Here is a 20619-nt window from a genome sequence, read left to right on the forward strand (position 1 = left end):
ACTGCAACACCAATATCTTTGGGTAGTACACTGTATTACTTGGCGTTGCAGCGGTGTTTGTCACAATTAATGTTAGCTGCTCTCACTACTCGCCCCATCCATGGGCCTCGCCTCGTTGAGGCCGCTGCAAGCAGCGTTCAAATCTGCTCTCGGCAGATTTGTCACCCGAATCACTGACGAGAGTCAGCTCATCGGGATTGATTCTGATTACTCTTTGACGGTAACCACATCCGCTGCTTCTGGTTCTTCTTCTTCAATGATCAGCTTCCAGCCTACTACATCATCCCAGTATGCCTGCTCACGCTCAAAATCCAGTTGTACCAGATTATTTTGTGTCAGATAACCGACGGGGAAACGTAATGTCCAATGGCTATCGTCAGTTATCAAACGCAGACTCTCTGGCGTGGTAGTCGACTGACGCTGATTATTCAGTAACGTACTCAAACGTAATAACTGAATTAACGGTAAATAATACTTTTTCTTGAATAAATTTAAACGCGGTAATTCATCCAGCTTGATGCCTTTACGATGCATTCGTACCAACGTTGCCAGCAGCAGTTGTTGCTCCTGATTAAAGCCCGGTAAGTTGGTGTTTTGCAGGATATAGGCAGAATGGCGGTGCATCCCACTGTGATTAATACTCAGACCCACTTCGTGCAACATTGCCGCCCATTTCAACAATGCTTCAAGCTGCGGCTGCACCAACTTGGTGTTCTGCGCTAACCACTGGGTATAAAGTTGTTCGGTTGTTTCCAGCACTCGGCGGGCTTGTTCGCGGTCAATATTATAGTGTTCCGCCAGGCTTTTTGCCGTGCGTTGACGAATATCCTGATGGCGGAAACGGCCTTCCATCTCATACAGCACGCCTTCGCGCAGCGCGCCGTCGGATAAGCGTAACTCTTTGACTGCTAACGCATCAAATACCCCACACAAGATAGCCAAGCCTGGTACAAATACCGACTGGCGATCTTCTGATAATCCCGGCAGGCTCAGGGCTGAGAAGTGTTTGAATTGTAACACTTGCTCAACCAGCATTTCGAGGCGCTCTGGTGTTATCAAACCGTCTTTTTCGCCCATTTCCACTAACACTTCATAGGTGGCCTTAATGGTACCGGATGCCCCCAGCGCATATTGCCAACCCTGAATGCGGTATTGCCATGCCAGATTTTCCAGTTTCTGTGCTGCCGCAAGACGGGCACGTTTGAAATTGGCCTTACTTATCTCACCGTGTGGGAAGAACTGCTGGGCAAAACTCACGCACCCCATACGGCGACTCTCTACCAACAGAGGCTCAAAATCTTCACCAATAACTAACTCTGTTGAACCCCCACCAATATCAATGACCAGCTTGCGGCCTTTTTCCGGCTGAGTGTGTTCGACGCCCATAAAAATCAGACGGGCCTCTTCTTGGCCGGAAATGATTTCGATCGGATACGGAATAACCGCCGCCGCCCGCTTGAGGAATGCCTCTGCGTTAGCAGCTTGGCGCAGCGAATGAGTGCCAACAATACACACATTATCAGGTGAGAAACCCTGCAAGCGTTCTGCAAACAGCGCCAAACAGGCTAAACCCCGTTCGATGGCTTCTTCGCTAAGCATGTTATTGTGGTCCAAACCATCAGCCAGATGTACGCGCTGCTTTAGGCGACCTAAAACCTGTAGCGCGCCGTTGACGACCCGGGCAATGACCATATGAAAACTGTTAGAACCCAAATCGATAGCTGCAATTTCCTGCGGCTTGGTGGTCGATGAACTGTTGGATAGCGGCATAGTTTTAGCTCGATGCGTCTGGTTGTTCCAGCGCTTTTAAATAATCATAGATGGCAATCTGTGCACGTACTTTGCGCCTATTACCACGCGGTACATAACGATTACTCAGTTCTTTATCAATATAACGGGCTTTTACCGTGTCGTTGAATAACAGCTCTAAAATATCTAGCACCCGTTGTTTTAATTTCGGATCCAGCAATGAGACCGCGACTTCAATACGGTAATCGATATTACGGGTCATCCAGTCAGCTGAAGAGAGATACACCAGTTTGTCGCCTTTATTCTCGAACACATAGACCCGGTCATGTTCCAAGAAACGGTCAACGATACTGGTGACCTGAATATTATCGCTGATCCCCGGCATATTGGGGATTAACGAGCACATGCCACGTACCAATAATCGGATTTTTACCCCAGCACTGGAGGCGCTATATAACCTATCTACCAGACCTTTATCTACTAAATTATTTATCTTCAGGGTAATACCGGCGCTTTCTCCGGCCTGAGCATGAATAATTTCCTGATCAATCAATTGATACAACATTAAGCGCGAGTTCTGCGGTGACACCATCAGATTATCGAATTTGACCGGGCGATAAGGATTTTCGATAAAGTTAAACACCCGCCGTACTTCATTGGTAATACGGGCATCAGCGGTCAGTAATGAGTAGTCGGTATAGATTCGGGCGGTCTTCTCATTGAAGTTGCCGGTACCGATATGGGCATAGCGCACGATCTCCTCGCCTTCAAGGCGGGAAATCAGGAATAATTTGGCGTGGATCTTCAGACCAGGTGCTGAGAAAATAACGTGTACACCAGCGGCGGTCAGGCTTTTGGCCCAGTGGATATTGGCTTCTTCATCAAAGCGCGCCTGTAACTCTACCACTACCGTGACTTTCTTGCCGTTATGGGCGGCATGGATCATCGATTCTATGATGCGTGAATCCTTGGCGACCCGATAAATATTGATTTTAATCGCTAATACGCTGGGATCGAAAGAGGCTTGACGCAGTAATTCCAATACGTGTTCAAAGGTGTGATAAGGGTAATACAGCAGGACATCTTGTTCACGGATAGCATCAAAGCCATTGCGGAATTTATCAAACCAAATATGGCGCAGGCGCGGCATTGGCCGGTTAACCAGATTGCTTTTGCCCACATTCGGGAAGCTGATAAAGTCTTTGAAGTTATGGTAACGGCCACCTGCAATAACCGAGTCATCATTAGAGATACCCAATTTATTGCGCAGTAATTCCACCATCTCATCGGGCATATCACGTTGGTAAACAAAGCGCACCGGCTCTGCCGTCAGGCGCTGTTTAAGGCTCGACGACATCAGCTCCAGCAGGCTGGATTCCATTTCAGTGACCAAATCATATTCGGCATCACGGGTCATCTTCATGGAGTAGGCGTTTAGCGCATCGTAATCAAAGAAGCCTTTAAAAATCTCATCGAGGCAAAATCTCAATATATTATCAAGTAATATCATTGGCTTGCGGCGGCGAGGTGCTTCTGGTGGCAAATTGACAAAACGCGGGACTTTATCTGAAGGAATCTCCAGCAGGGCATAGGCAATTTCCTGCCCGCGGATAATCTCCACCGCTAGATAGGTGTAATCGTCTTTTAAGAACTGCACCAGGTTGGTGTCATGGTTAATCAAGATCGGCGTAATGTGTTGGCGCAGATGCTGTTTAAAATAGATTTTTAGCCAGGCTTGCTGATTTTCGGAAATCTGCCGTTCATTAATCAGGAAGATCTGATTACGCGCCATTTCCAGTAAAAGATCATTATATAACCCATCAAATTCTTGATCGGCTTTCACCACTTTGCTCTGAATTTTTTTCAGCAAATGGCGAGAGGTCACGGCAGAGCCTTGCTCTTCGCTGATCAAAATGCGCCGTTTCAGATCGGCAAATCGGACTTTATAGAATTCGTCCAGATTATTGGAGTAAATGCCAAGAAATCGCATCCGCTCGATGAGTGGATTGCTCTTATCTGCTGCTTCCTGCAATACCCGCTCATTAAAAGATAACCAGCTAAGTTCTTTTTCGATGTAGAGCTTTTCCTGACCCATTGCAACTCCAGTAAGATTATTGTGGGAGTATTTAGTGTCCTCAATCATTATTGCGAAAGTTTGACAAGAAAGTCCAACAGATATCATTAGTTAACTTTGTCCGTTAAACCTTATACCCAATCGATCTTAAGTTGCAGGAAAGCGGCAAGTAACAGACAGATTGGTCAAAGATGGGTTTGAGCAACACACCTGCATTTTGAAAGATGGTGGGTATAAAACATTGTCATGCAAACGCCACAAAAGTGACATAAGATGCTCGGTCATCTGGCGGTATAGATATACGCTTGGATTGATAATAGTAGACGGGGCATGGGGCAATCGAAGAGTATGCAGCGAACAGGCAAAGCAACACCATCAGGGAGAGATAAGCGCCGGGCTGCCATTGATCGTTTAGTGCACATGGCGGTGACGAGTAGTGGCTTGTTAGTGCTGCTGACACTGATGTTGATTTTCGTTTACCTATTGTATGCCGTATTACCGTTGTTTAAACCGGCCTCTATCAGTTTGCATAATCAGTTCGCTGTCACTCGCAGTGCGCCGACGGCCGCGCTGGGTATTGATATTCAAGGGCAGATCGGATATCGCATTGATAATCAAGGCTATGGCTACTTTATTCGGCTCAATGCACTGGGGGCATCCCCAGCAGGTAGTCTGATAAGCGAACAGCGGTTATCGCCCCCACCGGTATCAATCAGCCGTGCAGCCAATGGGCAACCTTTGTATGGCGTTGGCCTGAGCAATGGCCGTCTTACTCTACTGCAACCCGATTTCTCAGCCACACCGCCACGCTGGCAATTTCCGCTGGGTGAACAGCCGCGTTTTATGGATTTGAAAGGCCAACGCTTACAGCATTTGGTGCTGGCTGAACCGCAACCACAGCAATTTACCATTGCCGCCGTTACCGATGATGGCCGCTTGCTGGCAGGGACGTTTACTGCCCAGGGGCAGCAGGTCACTGAACTGACGGATGTGCCGAAAACGGTCAGTCAACTGTTATTGGCACCTGACGGGCGTTTGCTCTATCTGTTATCCGGCCAGCAGTTATCTATCTATCAATTTGGCCCGGAACTGAAATTGCGTGAAACTGTGTCGTTACTGGATGACCAGCATGCGTCTGATGGGCCATTGACCCTCTCTTTGCTACCAGGTGGCAAGTCGTTGCTGGTGCAAGCGCCGGGCGGTGTAATCAGCCAATGGTTTGATGTGCAGAAAGGGCCGGATAATCAATTTCACTTGACGCGCATACGCAGTTTCACTCCAACAGGTAAGGGCTTATTGACCACGGAGCGCGCGCGTCGGGTCTTTGCCTCATTATCGCCACAAGGCGAGCTATCACTCTTCTCCAGTATCCAGTCAACGCCTTTGCTGCAACATAAATTAGCTGACGGCGTTACCGACGCCGCGTTCTCCCCTTGGGGCGATAGTTTGCTGCTTGAGAATGCTGCCGGTTGGTCTACCTATCAATTGGACAATCGCTATCCAGACATTGGCTGGCGTAGCTTGTGGCAACGGGTGTGGTATGAGAATTACCCTGAGCCAGCCTATGTTTGGCAATCAAGCTCGGCCGAAGAAAGCTATCAGGCTAAATTCAGCTTGGTACCGATTATTTTCGGCACATTAAAGGCGGCCGCCTATGCCATGTTATTCGCCGTTCCATTGGCCTTGGCGGGGGCAATTTATACGGCCTATTTTATGTCGCCAGGTTTGCGGCGAGTGGTTAAACCGGCCATTGAGATGATGGGGGCATTCCCAACCGTGGTTATAGGTTTGATTGCTGGTATTTGGTTGGCTCCGGTAATTGAACATTATCTGACGGGAATTCTGCTACTTCCGCCGCTGTTGGCGCTGGCTATTTTATTGTGTGGCTGGGGGAGTAGTTGTCTGGTGGAAAAGACACAATGGCGGTTACCTGCGGGCTGGGACGTGATTGTGCTGTTGCCGGTTATCCTGCTGATCGGTTGGTTCGCATTATGGTTGGGACCACAACTGGCGCAGTGGGTGCTAGGAGGGCCGTTACATGAGTGGTTGGGTGACAACTACTCTCAACGTAATGCGCTGGTGGTCGGTGTCGCCATGGGGTTTGCTCTGATCCCGGTCATCTTTTCGCTGGCAGAGGATGCACTATTCAGTGTGCCGCCGTCACTCAGCCAAGGCTCATTGGCACTAGGGGCGACCCCGTGGCAGACGTTAACCCGGGTCATTCTGCCCTCAGCCTACGCTGGTATCTTCTCTGCACTGATGATTGGTTTTGGCCGTGCGGTGGGGGAAACCATGATTGTGCTCATGGCGACCGGCAATACACCCATTATTGATGGCAGCATTTTTCAGGGGTTACGGGCGATGGCCGCCAATATCGCTATCGAGATGCCGGAAGCGGTCGTCGGTAGCGGCCACTATCGGGTGCTATTCCTGACCGCACTGGTGCTGTTTTGCTTCACTTTTTTAGTCAATACACTGGCCGAGGCTATTCGTCTGCGGTTGCGTGAACGCTATCAGATGGAGCGGACGGCGTGATGAACATTAAGCCTAATGTGTCTGGCGTGACCAAAAAGTGGTTTGCATCGGGTTCCCCGTGGATCTGGCTAACCGCTAGTGCTGTCAGTATCAGCCTGCTGGCGTTGCTTGGGATCATATTATTGTTGGCAGGCCAAGGGATGCGATATTTCTGGCCCGCCCCGGTCTATCTGTTTGAGCTTAAGCAAACGGCGGCAGGCCCGGTCAAAATGATTGGTGAAATTTATCAACAGCAGACGCTGTCACGTCAGCAATTAGAACAAGCCGGCGTGATGTTACCGTCGCAGGCCGGTGAGACAGTAACCCGCTATTTGATTAAAACCGGTAACCGTGAGATTCAGAGTCAGGATTTCCATCGCCTGCTGGACAGTGATATCCAGCAACGCACTTTGCCTAAAGATCTGCTGGTGCTGGATCGCCAAAACAATGGTACGGCATACGGTTTCCTCGCGGGCATGTTGGATAACGGCCAACCGTTAGTGGGCAATGATTTGGCTCAGGAACTGCAAAAACGTATTCCTGTGATACAAGGTCTGGTCAAGCGCGCGCAGGATATTCAGTTCCGCCAAATGAATATGCTCAATCAACAGTTTGAGGCGTTGCGGCTAGAGAAGAAACGGCTACAAATGAATGGCGACCTTGACAGTAAATCGCAGGACCGTATCGAGGCGGAGTGGGGGGCGCTGCAACGTAGCCATCAAGCCATGATGGAAACATTACGCGGGCTACAAACCGAGCAAAGTCGCTACACGCTGTTATTGCGCGACATGAATGGGCAAATCCACCCACTGTCACTTAGCCAGATTAACCGCGCCTGGTATCCCAATGACATGACTTTCGGGCAAAAACTACATCATTGGGCAGCACAAACTCAGAAATTCCTGACCGATAATCCGCGCAATGCCAATACCGAGGGCGGTGTGTTCCCAGCGATTTTTGGTACGGTATTGATGGTGATATTGATGTCTATCGTGGTCATGCCATTAGGGGTGATTGCTGCGGTGTATTTACATGAATATGCCGGCAAAAACTGGTTGACCCGAATGATCCGTATTTCTGTGGTGAATCTGGCTGGGGTGCCCTCTATTGTTTATGGCGTGTTTGGCCTCGGTTTCTTTGTCTATCTGATTGGTGGATCACTGGATAAACTGTTTTACCCAGAGGCGCTCCCCAACCCGACATTCGGTACCCCTGGCGTTTTATGGGCGGCGTTAACGCTAGCACTGCTGACGTTGCCAGTGGTGATTGTTGCCACCGAAGAGGGGCTATCACGCATTCCGGCCAGCTTGCGGCAAGGCTCGCAAGCGCTGGGAGCCACTAAGGCTGAGACACTGTGGCATATTGTGTTACCGATGGCGGCACCGGCGATGATTACCGGGCTTATTTTGGCGGTGGCACGGGCTGCGGGGGAAACCGCGCCGCTGATGCTGGTAGGGGTGGTGAAATCAGCGCCGCTCTTGCCGGTCGATGGTATCTTCCCGTTCCTGCATTTAGAACGTAAGTTCATGCATTTGAGCTTCCAGATATACGATATGGCATTTCAAAGCCCCAATGTGGAAGCGGCTCGCCCATTAGTCTTTGCCACAGCTCTGCTGCTGGTGATCATTGTGGTCGGCCTTAATTTAGCGGCTATTGGTATTCGCCATCATTTGCGTGAAAAATATCGAGGTTTATTGTTGTGACTGAACTTTTTAACCCGCAGGACGAAATATGGGACTTTTGACGCCAGATTCGCTGCCGCTGCTTGATGTGCAGCAATTGACCGACGAGCAAACAGCGCTGGCGGTCGAAAAACTCAATTTATTTTATGGTGACAAACAGGTGTTGCACGATATTTCATTTAATGTGCCTAAGCACCGTGTTACTGCGCTGATTGGCCCGTCTGGTTGTGGTAAATCTACCTTATTGCGCTGCTTTAACCGCATGAATGATTTGCTGGATAACTGCCATCTTGAGGGTGAAATCCGGCTAGGTAGTGAAATTATCACCGATAAAACCACTGACGTTGCCGCATTGCGTCGGCGGGTTGGCATGGTGTTTCAGCGGCCCAACCCATTCCCTAAGTCAATTTATGAGAATGTGGTATATGGCCTGCGCTTGCAGGGGATTCGTGACCGTCGGGTGCTTGATGATGCTGTTGAGCGCTCATTGCGGGCCGCAGCATTGTGGCATGAAGTGAAGGACCGGTTGCGGGAAAATGCCTTTCGCCTCTCCAGCGGCCAGCAGCAGCGCTTGGTCATCGCCAGAGCCATTGCTATTGAACCTGAGGTGTTATTGCTCGATGAGCCGACATCCGCTCTGGACCCAATATCCACCCTAACCATCGAAGAGTTGATAACCACACTCAAGCAGCAGTACACCGTGGTACTGGTCACCCATAATATGCAGCAGGCGGCGCGGGTCTCGGATTACACCGCCTTCATTCATCAAGGGAGCCTGGTGGAATATAACGATACCGATGCGTTGTTCACTTCACCGCGTCAGCGCCGGACGGAAGATTATATTACCGGGCGTTACGGTTGAACATTTAGCGCCAGTACAGCAGTTTCTAAGGTGTTTGCTTTATTTATCAATTGCGATTTAAGTTTACACTTTCATGTGCCGCTCGTTATTTAGGTGACTATTGAATGGAAGCGTTAAGTGAAAGAGCTATTGATAACTCAGCCTGATTTTATGGAGACATTTAGTTGTGTCGGCACAGCATGTCGCGAACACTGCTGCAAAGGCCAAAATGTCACGCTTGATAGAAATCGTTATCAAAAATACATTAAAAGCCCTTACGCAGAAATTAAACGTATTGCCATTAACCAGATTTCTGTTACTCAAGCCAGCCTTGCCTCTTGGGCCAATATTCACCCAGATAGTCAGGGGAATTGCCCCTTTCTTGATGAACAACGGTTATGTCAAATTCACAAACATGCCGGCGCTCATGCACTGAGTCACAGTTGCGCAACTTTCCCCCGCGTTGAACATGTTTATAAAAATCAGAAAATTAAAAGCATGTCACTCTCTTGCCCTGAAGTAACCCGGCAGGCGTTATTTTCCGATGACGCGCTAACGTTGCGTTTTTCTACTATCAACCAATATGACTATTACAAAGCACCGGATATTGTTATTGAAGAGCGGTTGGTTAATCGCGCTTGTGCGGCAATTGCAGCCAGCCAGCAACCGAATATTGAAGAAAATCTTTGGGCGATAAATTGTTTATTACATAATTATCAAGCCTGGGATGACGTGAGTAAAATTAAAATGGTTGAGATAGACAACCTGCGCACTGAACTTATCGCCACCATGATGGTGGGGCAAGCAGCCCATGAACTGGCTGCGGCGAAGAGAGAGCCGACTATCGGTGATGAGCGATTAAATTTCTTGGCTGATTTTATTGCACAACTGGCTGATATTCGGGGGCGAAATACGCTGGCGGCTTATGCTCAACCGTTGCTGAGCTACGCCACTAATGACCTGATTGAGCAAAATAATAATAAGCAACAATTAAACAATGCATGGCAACAGTATGCATTGCCCTTTTTTACCAAATACCCGTCAGTATGGCGCAATTATTTTCTGTTACGCATTCATCATGACCAATTGGCGATGGGGGATGAGCAAGCGGCGGTTACAGTATTTAATCTACAAGCTATAGATTTCTTCTATTTGAAAGCACTCATTTCAGCCTATGCCAGCCAGCATGGGGAGCTAACCGAAGATGACGTGATTGGTATTATCTATTCTTATCATGCGTGTCGGGAATCCACGGACAGCTCAAGCCAGAAATTTAAACAAGACGTTATGGCTTGGGCGCTAAAAGAAGATTTTTCATTATTATCGTTGTTGGCGTGAAATAGTATTTAACTTAGTGGCGGATTGTGTCGTTTGTTATCTGTAAATTATCAGTAACTAATAGGGATCTATTCAGTGAAGGAATTACAGATTATCCAACCTGAATTCGTTAAGAATTTCAGTTGTATTGGGTCAGACTGCCGTGACCACTGTTGCAGTGGTTGGAGTATCAGTCTCGATAAAAACACCTACCGAAAATATAAAAATAGCCAAAACCAAAGTATTAGAAACATAGCAGTTAAGAATATTATAGTTACGCGCACAAACCCATCCAATTGAGCTAAAATACGCCTTAAAAGCGATGGCAACTGCCCTTATCTTGATGAGTCTCGTCTGTGTGAAGTTCATAAACGTTTGGGGAGTGAGGCGCTTAGTCATACTTGTTCGACATATCCACGCGAAAACCATCAGTACAAGACAGAACAATTTAATACTCTGACACTTTCCTGCCCAGAGGTTACCCGGTTGGTATTGTTTAATCCGCATGCATTTACTCTGCATGAGGAGACCGTCTACCAAAAACAGTATTTCAATAATAGAAAAATGAATACTGAAGGGCAATTTATTCACTATTATTGCAACCAAATAGTGGCCATGCCGAATGATAATTTTGAAGAGAATATTTATGCGGTTCATGTGTTTATCCACTGTTGTAAAAGTATCGATAGTACGGTTGATGATAAACCACAGATGATATTTGAGTTATATAAGACTATTCGATCCAAGTTGCAGGCTGGCGATATACGAGAAGAGGTTGCAAAGATCACTTTTAATGCTAACGCACGTTGGCATTTCCTAATGATATATCAAAGGAATACGGTTAGCGCTATGGGTACTAGGGGACATAAAACGCTATTTAATTATATGGCTTTTCTCATTCATCATTTGATGAATGAAGTAGATATTAACCAACTAGAAGAACGTATGGCGATGTTAAGCACTACCTGGAATGACAGAGTTATGCCGTTGCTTAACCAACACCCTCATATTCTACGTAATTTTTTTCAATATAATTTTTACAATAATCAGTTTGCACTCAGTGAAATTGATGATATTGATAAGGATTTTAATTCCTACGTAACAGATTTCTTTATTATAAAATCAGTTATTAGCGCTTTTGTGATACACAATGGCACACTGAGTGAAGATGATATAATTAATATTGTCTATTCATACAGTACCTTTAACCTGCACAAGAGTAATGCTCAAAGTATCCTGTTATCTAACATAGATAAAGTCAATGAAAGTGATGATTTTTCTTTACTGAATATGTTGAATTGATATTGGGGCCAACTGAACTGGCCCCAGCGGATTAAGCACTCTTTATCGATGGTGTTTTATATTTAGCCAAATATTGTGGCTGGAAAATGCACATACGAATTACAGTACGGTATTCACCATTGATAAAGAACTCTTGCTTTAATTCACCCTCTATTTCAAAGCCTAATTTTGTATAGATATGGATAGCTTTTTGATTTTCTTTATCAACAATCAGATAAAGTTTGTACAAATTCAGTACCGAAAAACCATATTCCATCGCCAGTCTTGCGGCAGCACCTGCATGGCCTTGACCCTGATGAGCTGGGTCGATAATTATCTGAAACTCAGCACGGCGGTGAATATGGTTAATTTCAACTAACTCCACCAGACCGACTTTTGTCCCCTGGCTTTCAATAATAAAGCGGCGCTCACTCTGGTCATGAATATGTTTATCATACAGATCAGACAGTTCAACAAAGGCCTCGTAAGGCTCTTCAAACCAATAGCGCATCACGCTGGCATTGTTATCTAACTGGTGAACAAACGGCAAGTCATCCCGTTCCAGTGGGCGTAACCTGACGCTGTTAGTGGTAGACATACATATTCCTCATTGGCGACAGCGGTTGCTGCCCTAAAAATTATACTATTAGCACAAGAGGTAAGCACAGGGGAATTAAAAAAGGCGCTAACCATTAATGGCCGCGCCTTTAATCAATATTTATTAACTTGTTTTATTCAGCCGCGTAGCCTTGCGCAGGTAGGCGTTCACCATCCAGCCAGGCGGCATTATCACGCATAGCAAGACGGCCATCGGTAAACCAACTGACTACCAGCGGATAAATGCTGTGTTCCTGAGTTTGTACTCTTTCGACCACATCCTCTTCGCTATCCTCACTGAAAACCGGTACTTTGGCTTGCAGAATAACCGGGCCGCCGTCCAGCTCTTCAGTAACGAAATGCACTGAGGTGCCATGCTCCGGATCACCGTTTTCCAGTGCCTGACGATGAGTGTGCAGACCGGGGTATTTCGGCAACAGTGACGGATGGATATTTAACATTCGTCCAGCATAGTGCTGAACAAACTCTGCACTGAGAATGCGCATATAACCGGCTAACACCAGTAAATCAGGTTGATAGTGATCAATGGCTTGCGCCAATGCCAAATCAAAACTGGCGCGATCCGCATAGGACTTAGCATCCACTGCATGGTGGGGAATACCCGCCAATTCAGCACGTTCCAACCCATAAGCATCAGGGTTATTACTGAACACGGCACTGATGGTGCCTGAAATACGCCCTTGTTGTTGGGCGTCGATCAACGCTTGTAGATTACTGCCCTGGCCGGAGACCAAAACCACTATCTTTTTCATATACCCTTCGTACTTGAAGCTGCGGGGTGTTGGCTGCGCGCATTACTCGGCCCATCCGTGGGCCTCGCCTCGTTGAGGCCGCTGCAAGCAGCGTTGAAATCTGCTCCCGGCAGATTTGTCACCTGAATCACGGACTTGAGTCAGCTCATCGGGATTTTGAAGCTGCAGGCTGAGTCAGCAATGTTATGGATTGATGATGACTTGATCTGCACCGTCAGTCGCCGCCGCAATCACACCGATTTTCCAGGCTTTCTCACCGGATGCGGTCAGTAACTCAACGGCAATATCAGCCAGTTCTGCCGGGAGCGCAACAACCATGCCGACACCACAGTTAAAGGTACGATACATTTCGTGGCGACTGACATTGCCGGCTTGCTGCAACCAACTAAATACCGCAGGCCACTGCCAGCTAGCTTCGTCGATAACCGCTTGAGTCCCTGCGGGTAATACCCGTGGGATGTTTTCCCAGAAGCCGCCGCCAGTCAGATGAGCAATAGCATGAATATCAAGCTGCTCAATCAGGCTGAGAATGGATTTAACGTAGATTTTGGTCGGTTCCAGCAAATGGTCAGCCAGCGATTTACCATCCAACTGAGTTTGCTCAGGATTGGTGTTGCTGACTTCCAGAATTTTGCGTACCAGTGAATAACCATTGGAATGCGGGCCGCTGGCACCTAAGGCAACCAACGCATCACCCGGTGTCACTTTGCTGCCATCAATGATTTCAGACTTTTCAACTACACCAACGCAGAAACCGGCAACGTCATAATCTTCACCGTGGTACATCCCCGGCATTTCTGCGGTTTCGCCGCCAACCAGTGCACAACCTGATTGTTTACACCCTTCGGCGATACCGGTAATCACACTGGCGGCAGTATCCACATCCAGTTTACCGGTGGCAAAGTAGTCAAGGAAGAACAGCGGTTCAGCACCCTGGACCACCAGGTCATTGACACACATGGCCACTAAATCGATACCAATGGTATCGTGGCGTTTCAGGTCCATCGCCAGGCGCAGCTTAGTGCCTACGCCGTCGGTGCCTGAGACTAAAATAGGTTCACGGTATTTTTGTGGCAAAGCACACAGGGCACCGAACCCGCCCAATCCACCCATCACTTCTGGGCGACGAGTTTGTTTAACCACACCTTTTATGCGATCAACAAGGTCATTACCGGCATCGATATCTACGCCTGCGTCTTTATAGCTGAGAGAGGTTTTGTTGGTCACAGCGAGGTCCCCACGGCGGTTGGCTGTTTGAGCTTATATCCTTCATACTTGAAGCCGCAAGAGGGCTCGCTGCACGAACTTATCCAAATCACTGACTTAGTCAGCTCATCGCAGTTCGCTTGCTGGCAGCCTACCTGCAACGCCAATTACTTTGGCTATAGGAAGAAAACGCGACAATTCTAACAGCGCAGGCAAACGTTTGCGAGTAGCTTGTGATATCACGCTGATTTTTAGCTTTCTTGACTTAAGATTGATTTTCTATTGATCTGAATCAGGCTATTCATTGTGGCGTTCAAAAAAAAAGGCGGTATAATCTCGCGATTTTTTTGGCCGTCAACCGCCTAACCAGGAGAAAAATAATGAAGATCGTTGAGGTGAAACACCCGCTAGTAAAACATAAACTTGGTTTGATGCGTGAGAATGATATCAGCACGAAGCGTTTTCGCGAGTTAGCGTCTGAAGTAGGGAGTTTGCTGACTTACGTGGCAACCGCCGATCTGGAAACTGAGAAAGTCACCATTGAGGGTTGGAACGGGCCGGTAGAGATTGAACAGATTAAAGGTAAGAAAATTACGGTGGTGCCGATCCTACGTGCTGGTTTAGGCATGATGGAAGGGGTGTTGGAAAATATACCGAGTGCCCGCATTAGCGTGGTGGGTGTCTATCGTGATGAAGAGACACTAAAACCGGTACCGTATTTCCAGAAACTGGTTGCCGATATTAACGAACGTATGGCGTTGGTTGTTGACCCTATGCTGGCAACCGGTGGTTCGATGATTGCGACTATCGATTTGCTGAAGAAAGCCGGCTGCCAGAGCATTAAAGTGTTGGTATTGGTTGCCGCACCGGAGGGTATCAAAGCGCTAGAAGAAGCGCACCCAGACGTAGAGCTGTATACCGCCGCCATCGATCAGTGCCTGAACGAACACGGTTATATCATTCCAGGTTTGGGTGATGCCGGGGATAAGATTTTCGGAACCAAATAACTGATGATAGCCGACTCGATAGTCGGCTTTTTTTTGAATAACTTTTAGCATAATCATTTTTAAACACACCATTAAGAGGATAGAGAAATGAGCCGTCGCACCATTGGTGTCAGCGAGCGTCCACCGCTGCTCCAGACGATCCCCCTGAGTTTTCAACATTTGTTCGCCATGTTTGGTGCCACCGTTTTAGTTCCTATTCTATTTAAAATTAACCCGGCCACGGTGCTGCTGTTCAACGGTATCGGAACCTTGCTCTATCTGTTTATTTGTAAGGGAAAAATCCCGGCTTACCTCGGCTCAAGTTTTGCGTTTATCTCACCGGTACTGCTGCTATTGCCCTTGGGATACGAAGTTGCCTTGGGTGGTTTTATCATGTGCGGCGTGCTGTTTTGTCTGGTGGCGCTGATTGTGAAAAAAGCCGGAACGGGTTGGCTGAATGTGCTGTTCCCGCCCGCGGCGATGGGGGCGATTGTTGCCGTTATCGGCCTTGAGTTAGCTGGCGTTGCTGCGGGTATGGCCGGATTATTGCCCTCCCAAGGTGTGACAGTAGATTCAACCACTATTATCATTTCAATGGTGACGTTAGGGGTAACCATTCTGGGATCGGTGCTGTTCCGTGGCTTCTTCGCCATTATCCCTATCTTGATCGGTGTGTTGGTCGGTTATGCTTTGTCATTCGTGATGGGGGTGGTTGATTTAACCCCGATTAGTCAGGCCCATTGGTTTGCCTTACCGACGTTTTATACCCCACGTTTTGAATGGTTCGCTATTTTGACCATCTTGCCTGCGGCGCTGGTGGTTATTGCTGAACATATCGGTCACTTGGTGGTGACTGCTAATATCGTGAAAAAAGATTTGATTCGTGACCCTGGTTTGCATCGCTCGATGTTTGCCAACGGTATTTCGACGGTGATTTCCGGCTTCTTTGGCTCAACCCCCAATACCACGTATGGTGAGAATATCGGTGTTATGGCGATCACTCGTGTTTACAGTACTTGGGTGATAGGTGGCGCGGCGATTCTGGCGATCATGCTGTCTTGTATCGGTAAATTGGCTGCTGCCATTCAAGCGGTGCCAGTACCGGTGATGGGCGGTGTTTCACTACTGCTGTACGGTGTTATTGCCGCATCAGGTATCCGCGTGCTGATCGAGTCAAAAGTTGATTATAACAAAGCACAAAACCTGATCTTAACCTCCGTTATCCTGATCATCGGGGTGAGTGGCGCGAAAGTGAACATCGGCGCAACTGAACTGAAAGGCATGGCTTTAGCAACGGTTGTGGGGATTGGCTTGAGCTTGCTGTTTAAAGTGATCAGTCTGATTCGCCCTGAAGAAGAGATTATTGACGCCCAGGAAGACGAGTCCACACGTTAATATCGGTGCAATAAAAAGTGATATCTGGCCGGGCAGTTATTGTGGGTTCGGCCAGTTTTTCGCTTCAGATCAGGTTTTTATGCTGTTGTTAATTTTTGTGGTAAGCTTGCCACGTTTTCCCGCCCGTTTTGTTGGTTGAGGTGCTTCTGAATACGCCGGCACAGCTTTCACTGCCACTCTATCTTCCCGATGATGAAACTTTTGCCAGTTTTTATCCGGGGGAGAACCCGTCCCTGTTAGCGGCGATCCAGTCCACTGTTCATCAGTCCCACGGCAGTTATATCTATTTTTGGTCGCGCGAAGGCGGTGGCCGGAGCCATCTATTACATGCAGCTTGTGCGGAGTTATCGCAAAAAGGCGAGGCGGTAGGCTATGTCCCGCTCGATAAACGTGCCTATTTTGTACCCGAAGTATTAGATGGTATGGAGCAGTTGGCGCTGGTTTGTATTGATAACATTGAGTGTATCGCGGGCGATGAGCAGTGGGAAATGGCGATCTTTAATCTCTATAACCGCATTGTTGAAACCGGCCGTACCCGTTTATTGATTACCGGTGATCGCCCACCACGGCAATTAAATCTCGGTTTGCCTGATTTAGCTTCTCGCTTGGATTGGGGGCAGATCTATAAATTGCAGCCGTTGTCGGATGATGAAAAATTGCAGGCTTTACAGTTACGTGCCAAATTGCGTGGTTTTGAATTACCCGAAGACGTCGGCCGTTTCTTGCTAAAACGGTTGGATCGGGAAATGCGCACACTGTTTATGACCCTGGATCAACTTGATCGGGCCTCTATCACCGCCCAGCGTAAGCTCACCATTCCTTTTGTAAAAGAAACTCTTAGCCTTTAATCCCCTTCCTTTGGCAAGTGGTAGGGGGCGCTGCGTTGGTGACTCGGTCCTTCCATCGGCCTCGCTTCGATACGCAGCGTTCAATCATGGGTTGCAATCAAGTTACGGTAAAATCTCAAGCACCTGCTCAGGCGGGCGGCCGATACGTGCCTGGCCGTTATAAACCACAATTGGGCGCTCGATAAGTTTTGGATTATCGCTCATCGCTTGCAGTAACTGATCCTGAGTCAGTGTCTCATCTGCCAAATTCAGTGTTCGGTAGAGATCTTCTTTGGTGCGCATAAGCTGCCGCGCGTCATGAAAGCCGAGTTGTTGCAGTAACGCTTTTAACCCCGCCACAGACGGTGGATTGTCTAAATATAATATGACCTGTGGCTGAATCCCCTGCTGTTCAACCAGCGCGAGGGTTTCCCGGCTTTTAGAGCAGCGTGGATTATGATAAAACGTGACATCTTTCATGATAAATTTCCTTAAGACTTCTGGTATTTCTGGAAGCGCTTATCTAGCTGGCGTAACTGGTCAATGCGCGCATCATAACGCGCCTGTTCCAGACTCCCCAATTTCACCCGAGCACTGGCATCGCTGAGCAGGCCGATGGCCTGTGGCAATTTGCCGCTCAAAGCCAGGCTCTCTGCCCGAGCAGCCAGTTCCTGATCACGTAAACCCAGTGCAGCTGCTGCCTGGGCTAACAGATCCCAGCCATTAGGGTCGTTTGGATTAGCAAAGGTGTAGCGATTTAGTATCTTGACTGCTGCCGCCGGTTGGCCACCTTGGACATAAGCGTTGGCCAGGTTCAATTGCAACACCGGCTCATCATTTTGTTTAGCGGTTGCCGCTTGCAGGCGGGCAATGGCGGCGGCGGCTTTGTTTTGCCCCAGATCGATATCAGTCATCAAATCAAGGAACCAAATATTGCCCGGTTGTTGCGCTAACAGGGGCTGTAACAGATTGCGGGCTTCATCGTACTTTTTGGCCTGATACCATAAAATGGCCTGACCGTATTTGGCCGCCAATTGCTCGCGCACCGTGCCTTTACTCAATGTTTCCAGCAGGTCTGGCGTGAGGCTGTTCTCAGTTGAGCCATACATGCCCAGAATACGAACTTTGGCGAATAAGTAATCTTGTGATGACGCGATAGGGTGCGGTTTCATCTGATTAGCACGGTTACGCGCATCAGATAAACGGCTATCTGGTAAGGGGTGAGTCAGCAGCATTTCCGGTGGTTTTGATGTATATCGTGACTGATCGGCTAATTTTTGCAGGAAGTTAGGCATGGCCTGCGGATCAAACCCCGAACGCTGTAATACCTGAATACCTATACGGTCAGCTTCCTGTTCGTTGCCTTGAGTAAAGCTGATGACGCCTTGTTGAGCGCCTGCTAACGTGCCGCTCAAACCCGCCATCCCTGCTTGTGGGCTGGCCATGGTTAACAGAATAGAACCTAGTACCCCGACCCACGTCAGCGGCGCCATTCTTTGCTGTTCTTCCATCGCGCGCGCCAGATGGCGTTGAGTCACATGAGATATTTCATGTGCTAATACAGATGCTAGTTCACTTTCGTTTTCGGTATAGCGGAACAGGGCAGAGTGGAGCACCACATTGCCACCGAAGAAAGCAAAAGCGTTAATTTGATCGTTATTCACTAAATAGAAATGAAACGGCGTACGTACTGAGTAGGCATTGGCGACCAGCCGATTACCCAGCGTATTGATATATTGAGTCAATAGCGGGTCATAAATCAGCGGTGTGCTGGCGCGCATTTGGCGGACATAAAAATCCCCCATTGCCTTTTCCTGATCGATACTCAAAGTGGCACCCGCAGAGGTACCAATATCGGGCAGCAGGTCTTGTGTCTCAGCGCTGGCAGGTATTGTGCCAGTGAGCAGCAAGCTACTGAGTAGTGTGGCGATCATTGTCTTACTTAACCGACCTGTTTTAGTTAACCGATAAGTCATAAACGAGGCTGCCCTTGCTAATGTAATGACAATTAGACTCCGAGATGTGTAAGAGTTCTTCTTCCTTACTCTACTCTCCAGTACAATTGGGTATAGATCACATAAATAGCATCAAATACGTCAAAGGTTAAGCTCAACATCCGTGCTGAGGCCCGCAACTATCTTAGCCAGCATGTGGAGATAAGGGAACGTCTGACGAAAACAATTTACCTTCGTTATGTCCCTGCATGTCGGGGCGGTTAAAGGGATCGACTAATTTGTCGATCTCTCATGGCACTTAAGGAGCAATTACGGATGCTAGAGCTGTTGTTACAGTGGTATCGTCGGCGTTTTACCGACCCGCAGGTTATCGCTTTATTGGTTATTCTGTTGGCTGGATTCTGCATTCTCTACTTCTTCAGTGGCATTTTGGCTCCTCTGCTGGCGGCGATCGTGTTGGCGTATTTGTTAGAATGGCCAACCGCCCGATTACAACGTATTGGTTGTTCGCGCCCATGGGCGGCCAGTATCGTACTGGTGATTTTCGGTGGTATCACACTACTGGCGGTATTTGTTGTGGCGCCAACGGTGTGGCAACAGGGCAATAATCTGATATCAGATATGCCGAAAATGCTTAATAAATTCAATGCGTTTGCTCATAAATTACCTTCGCGTTATCCCGCGCTGGTGGATGCCGGCATTGTCGATATGATGGCAGAAAATCTGCGAAGCAAGCTGTCGGGGATGGGGGAGTCCGTGGTTAAAATCTCTCTCGCTTCATTGATAGGTTTACTGACATTGGCAATTTATTTGATTCTGGTGCCACTGATGCTGTTTTTCCTGCTCAAAGATAAAGAGCAGATGCTGAATGCAGTACGGCGTATTTTACCGCGTAATCGCGGTCTGGCTGGGCAAGTCTGGCTGGAAATGAACCAGCAGATAACCAATTATATTCGTGGCAAAGTATTGGAGATGGTGATTGTTGGCATCGCCACGTATTTAGTGTTCTTTGTTATGGGTATGAATTACGCGCTGTTATTGGCGGTGTTAGTCGGCTTCTCGGTACTGATCCCTTATATTGGCGCAGTGATTGTCACTATTCCAGTAGTGTTGGTGGCGTTATTCCAGTGGGGGGTTGGGGCCGATTTCTGGACACTTTTTATCGCCTATCTGGTAGTACAAGGGCTGGATGGTAACTTGCTGGTGCCGGTACTGTTCTCTGAGGCCGTAAACCTACATCCTTTGGTGATTATTCTGTCAGTGATCATTTTTGGCGGCATGTGGGGCTTTTGGGGGGTATTCTTTGCCATCCCGTTAGCTACGCTGGTGAAAGCGGTTATTCATGCCTGGCCGGAGGAGTTTATCCCCGACGCAGATTAACTTATACTCGTCATACTTCAAGCTGCATCTGCGTTGGCTGCC

The 20619-nt window shown here is 48.0% G+C and carries 16 protein-coding genes; 9 read left to right on the forward strand and 7 right to left on the reverse strand.

Annotated elements, in window-relative coordinates; all coding sequences use genetic code 11:
• Window positions 1–207: 207 nt before the first annotated feature.
• Window positions 208–1770 carry an exopolyphosphatase gene (gene ppx / locus V1955_RS05430; protein WP_083163269.1) on the reverse strand — a complete coding sequence of 521 codons (1563 nt, stop codon included), beginning with the start codon at window positions 1768–1770 and terminating at the stop codon, window positions 208–210.
• A 4-nt stretch (window positions 1771–1774) separates the two neighbouring features.
• Window positions 1775–3844: a polyphosphate kinase 1 gene (gene ppk1, locus V1955_RS05435; RefSeq protein WP_083163271.1), complete on the reverse strand. Its 2070-nt coding sequence runs from the start codon at window positions 3842–3844 to the stop codon at window positions 1775–1777.
• Window positions 3845–4171: 327 nt separating this feature from the next.
• Between ppk1 and V1955_RS05440 the strand changes: the two genes are divergently transcribed.
• The 5 genes from V1955_RS05440 (at window position 4172) to fliB (V1955_RS05460) (ending at window position 11479) form a co-directional block, all read left to right on the forward strand.
• Window positions 4172–6358: an ABC transporter permease subunit gene (locus V1955_RS05440; RefSeq protein WP_442820614.1), complete on the forward strand. Its 2187-nt coding sequence runs from the start codon at window positions 4172–4174 to the stop codon at window positions 6356–6358.
• Window positions 6358–8040, forward strand: coding sequence for a phosphate ABC transporter permease PstA (gene pstA, locus V1955_RS05445; RefSeq protein ID WP_442821420.1), 1683 nt, complete (start codon window positions 6358–6360; stop codon window positions 8038–8040). The genes V1955_RS05440 and pstA overlap by 1 nt, the downstream gene beginning before the upstream one ends.
• A gap of 28 nt (window positions 8041–8068) precedes the next feature.
• A complete protein-coding gene (gene pstB, locus V1955_RS05450; protein ID WP_083163277.1) occupies window positions 8069–8881 on the forward strand; it encodes a phosphate ABC transporter ATP-binding protein PstB in 813 nt (270 codons plus the stop codon).
• Between the two features lie 117 nt (window positions 8882–8998).
• Complete coding sequence (fliB, locus tag V1955_RS05455; RefSeq protein ID WP_083163279.1) at window positions 8999–10198, forward strand: flagellin lysine-N-methylase; 1200 nt, start codon at window positions 8999–9001, stop codon at window positions 10196–10198.
• A gap of 285 nt (window positions 10199–10483) precedes the next feature.
• Entirely contained in the window at window positions 10484–11479 is a 996-nt protein-coding gene (gene fliB, locus V1955_RS05460; protein WP_442821421.1) for a flagellin lysine-N-methylase, read from the forward strand.
• 31 nt (window positions 11480–11510) lie between these two features.
• Here fliB (V1955_RS05460) and speG read toward each other — a convergent pair whose 3' ends face one another.
• From speG to purM, 3 genes are all read right to left on the reverse strand, one after another.
• A complete protein-coding gene (gene speG / locus V1955_RS05465; RefSeq protein ID WP_083163283.1) occupies window positions 11511–12056 on the reverse strand; it encodes a spermidine N1-acetyltransferase in 546 nt (181 codons plus the stop codon).
• 133 nt (window positions 12057–12189) lie between these two features.
• Window positions 12190–12828 (reverse strand): phosphoribosylglycinamide formyltransferase, encoded by a 639-nt coding sequence (gene purN / locus V1955_RS05470; protein ID WP_442820615.1) that lies wholly within the window; start codon window positions 12826–12828, stop codon window positions 12190–12192.
• A gap of 183 nt (window positions 12829–13011) precedes the next feature.
• Entirely contained in the window at window positions 13012–14055 is a 1044-nt protein-coding gene (purM, locus tag V1955_RS05475) for a phosphoribosylformylglycinamidine cyclo-ligase (RefSeq protein WP_083163287.1), read from the reverse strand.
• A 359-nt stretch (window positions 14056–14414) separates the two neighbouring features.
• Here purM and upp point away from each other — a divergent pair, with 359 nt between their 5' ends.
• The 3 genes from upp (at window position 14415) to hda (ending at window position 17263) form a co-directional block, all read left to right on the forward strand.
• Window positions 14415–15041: a uracil phosphoribosyltransferase gene (upp, locus tag V1955_RS05480; protein ID WP_005183956.1), complete on the forward strand. Its 627-nt coding sequence runs from the start codon at window positions 14415–14417 to the stop codon at window positions 15039–15041.
• A gap of 87 nt (window positions 15042–15128) precedes the next feature.
• Window positions 15129–16415 carry a uracil permease gene (gene uraA, locus V1955_RS05485; RefSeq protein ID WP_083163289.1) on the forward strand — a complete coding sequence of 429 codons (1287 nt, stop codon included), beginning with the start codon at window positions 15129–15131 and terminating at the stop codon, window positions 16413–16415.
• A 140-nt stretch (window positions 16416–16555) separates the two neighbouring features.
• Window positions 16556–17263 (forward strand): DnaA inactivator Hda, encoded by a 708-nt coding sequence (hda, locus tag V1955_RS05490; RefSeq protein WP_032906019.1) that lies wholly within the window; start codon window positions 16556–16558, stop codon window positions 17261–17263.
• 102 nt (window positions 17264–17365) lie between these two features.
• Here the strand turns inward: hda and arsC are convergent, their stop codons facing one another.
• A complete protein-coding gene (gene arsC / locus V1955_RS05495; protein ID WP_083163291.1) occupies window positions 17366–17722 on the reverse strand; it encodes an arsenate reductase (glutaredoxin) in 357 nt (118 codons plus the stop codon).
• 11 nt (window positions 17723–17733) lie between these two features.
• Window positions 17734–19176: a beta-barrel assembly-enhancing protease gene (locus V1955_RS05500; protein ID WP_372559934.1), complete on the reverse strand. Its 1443-nt coding sequence runs from the start codon at window positions 19174–19176 to the stop codon at window positions 17734–17736.
• Between the two features lie 336 nt (window positions 19177–19512).
• On the opposite strand from V1955_RS05500, the gene V1955_RS05505 reads away from it, so the two are divergent.
• Complete coding sequence (locus tag V1955_RS05505) at window positions 19513–20577, forward strand: AI-2E family transporter (RefSeq protein WP_442820616.1); 1065 nt, start codon at window positions 19513–19515, stop codon at window positions 20575–20577.
• Window positions 20578–20619 lie beyond the last annotated feature (42 nt).

It is taken from the genome of Yersinia sp. 2545 StPb PI, from assembly GCF_052217125.1.
Taxonomy (GTDB): Bacteria; Pseudomonadota; Gammaproteobacteria; order Enterobacterales; family Enterobacteriaceae; genus Yersinia; species Yersinia enterocolitica_E.

Bases quoted from the DNA above. Each gene is read 5' to 3' on its own strand.
- ppx (WP_083163269.1), bottom strand. From the start codon at position 1,770: ATGCCGCTATCCAACAGTTCATCGACCACCAAGCCGCAGGAAATTGCA.
- ppk1 (WP_083163271.1), bottom strand. From the start codon at position 3,844: ATGGGTCAGGAAAAGCTCTACATCGAAAAAGAACTTAGCTGGTTATCT.
- V1955_RS05440 (WP_442820614.1), top strand. From the start codon at position 4,172: ATGCAGCGAACAGGCAAAGCAACACCATCAGGGAGAGATAAGCGCCGG.
- pstA (WP_442821420.1), top strand. From the start codon at position 6,358: ATGAACATTAAGCCTAATGTGTCTGGCGTGACCAAAAAGTGGTTTGCA.
- pstB (WP_083163277.1), top strand. From the start codon at position 8,069: ATGGGACTTTTGACGCCAGATTCGCTGCCGCTGCTTGATGTGCAGCAA.
- speG (WP_083163283.1), bottom strand. From the start codon at position 12,056: ATGTCTACCACTAACAGCGTCAGGTTACGCCCACTGGAACGGGATGAC.
- purN (WP_442820615.1), bottom strand. From the start codon at position 12,828: ATGAAAAAGATAGTGGTTTTGGTCTCCGGCCAGGGCAGTAATCTACAA.
- upp (WP_005183956.1), top strand. From the start codon at position 14,415: ATGAAGATCGTTGAGGTGAAACACCCGCTAGTAAAACATAAACTTGGT.
- uraA (WP_083163289.1), top strand. From the start codon at position 15,129: ATGAGCCGTCGCACCATTGGTGTCAGCGAGCGTCCACCGCTGCTCCAG.
- arsC (WP_083163291.1), bottom strand. From the start codon at position 17,722: ATGAAAGATGTCACGTTTTATCATAATCCACGCTGCTCTAAAAGCCGG.
- V1955_RS05500 (WP_372559934.1), bottom strand. From the start codon at position 19,176: ATGATCGCCACACTACTCAGTAGCTTGCTGCTCACTGGCACAATACCT.
- V1955_RS05505 (WP_442820616.1), top strand. From the start codon at position 19,513: ATGCTAGAGCTGTTGTTACAGTGGTATCGTCGGCGTTTTACCGACCCG.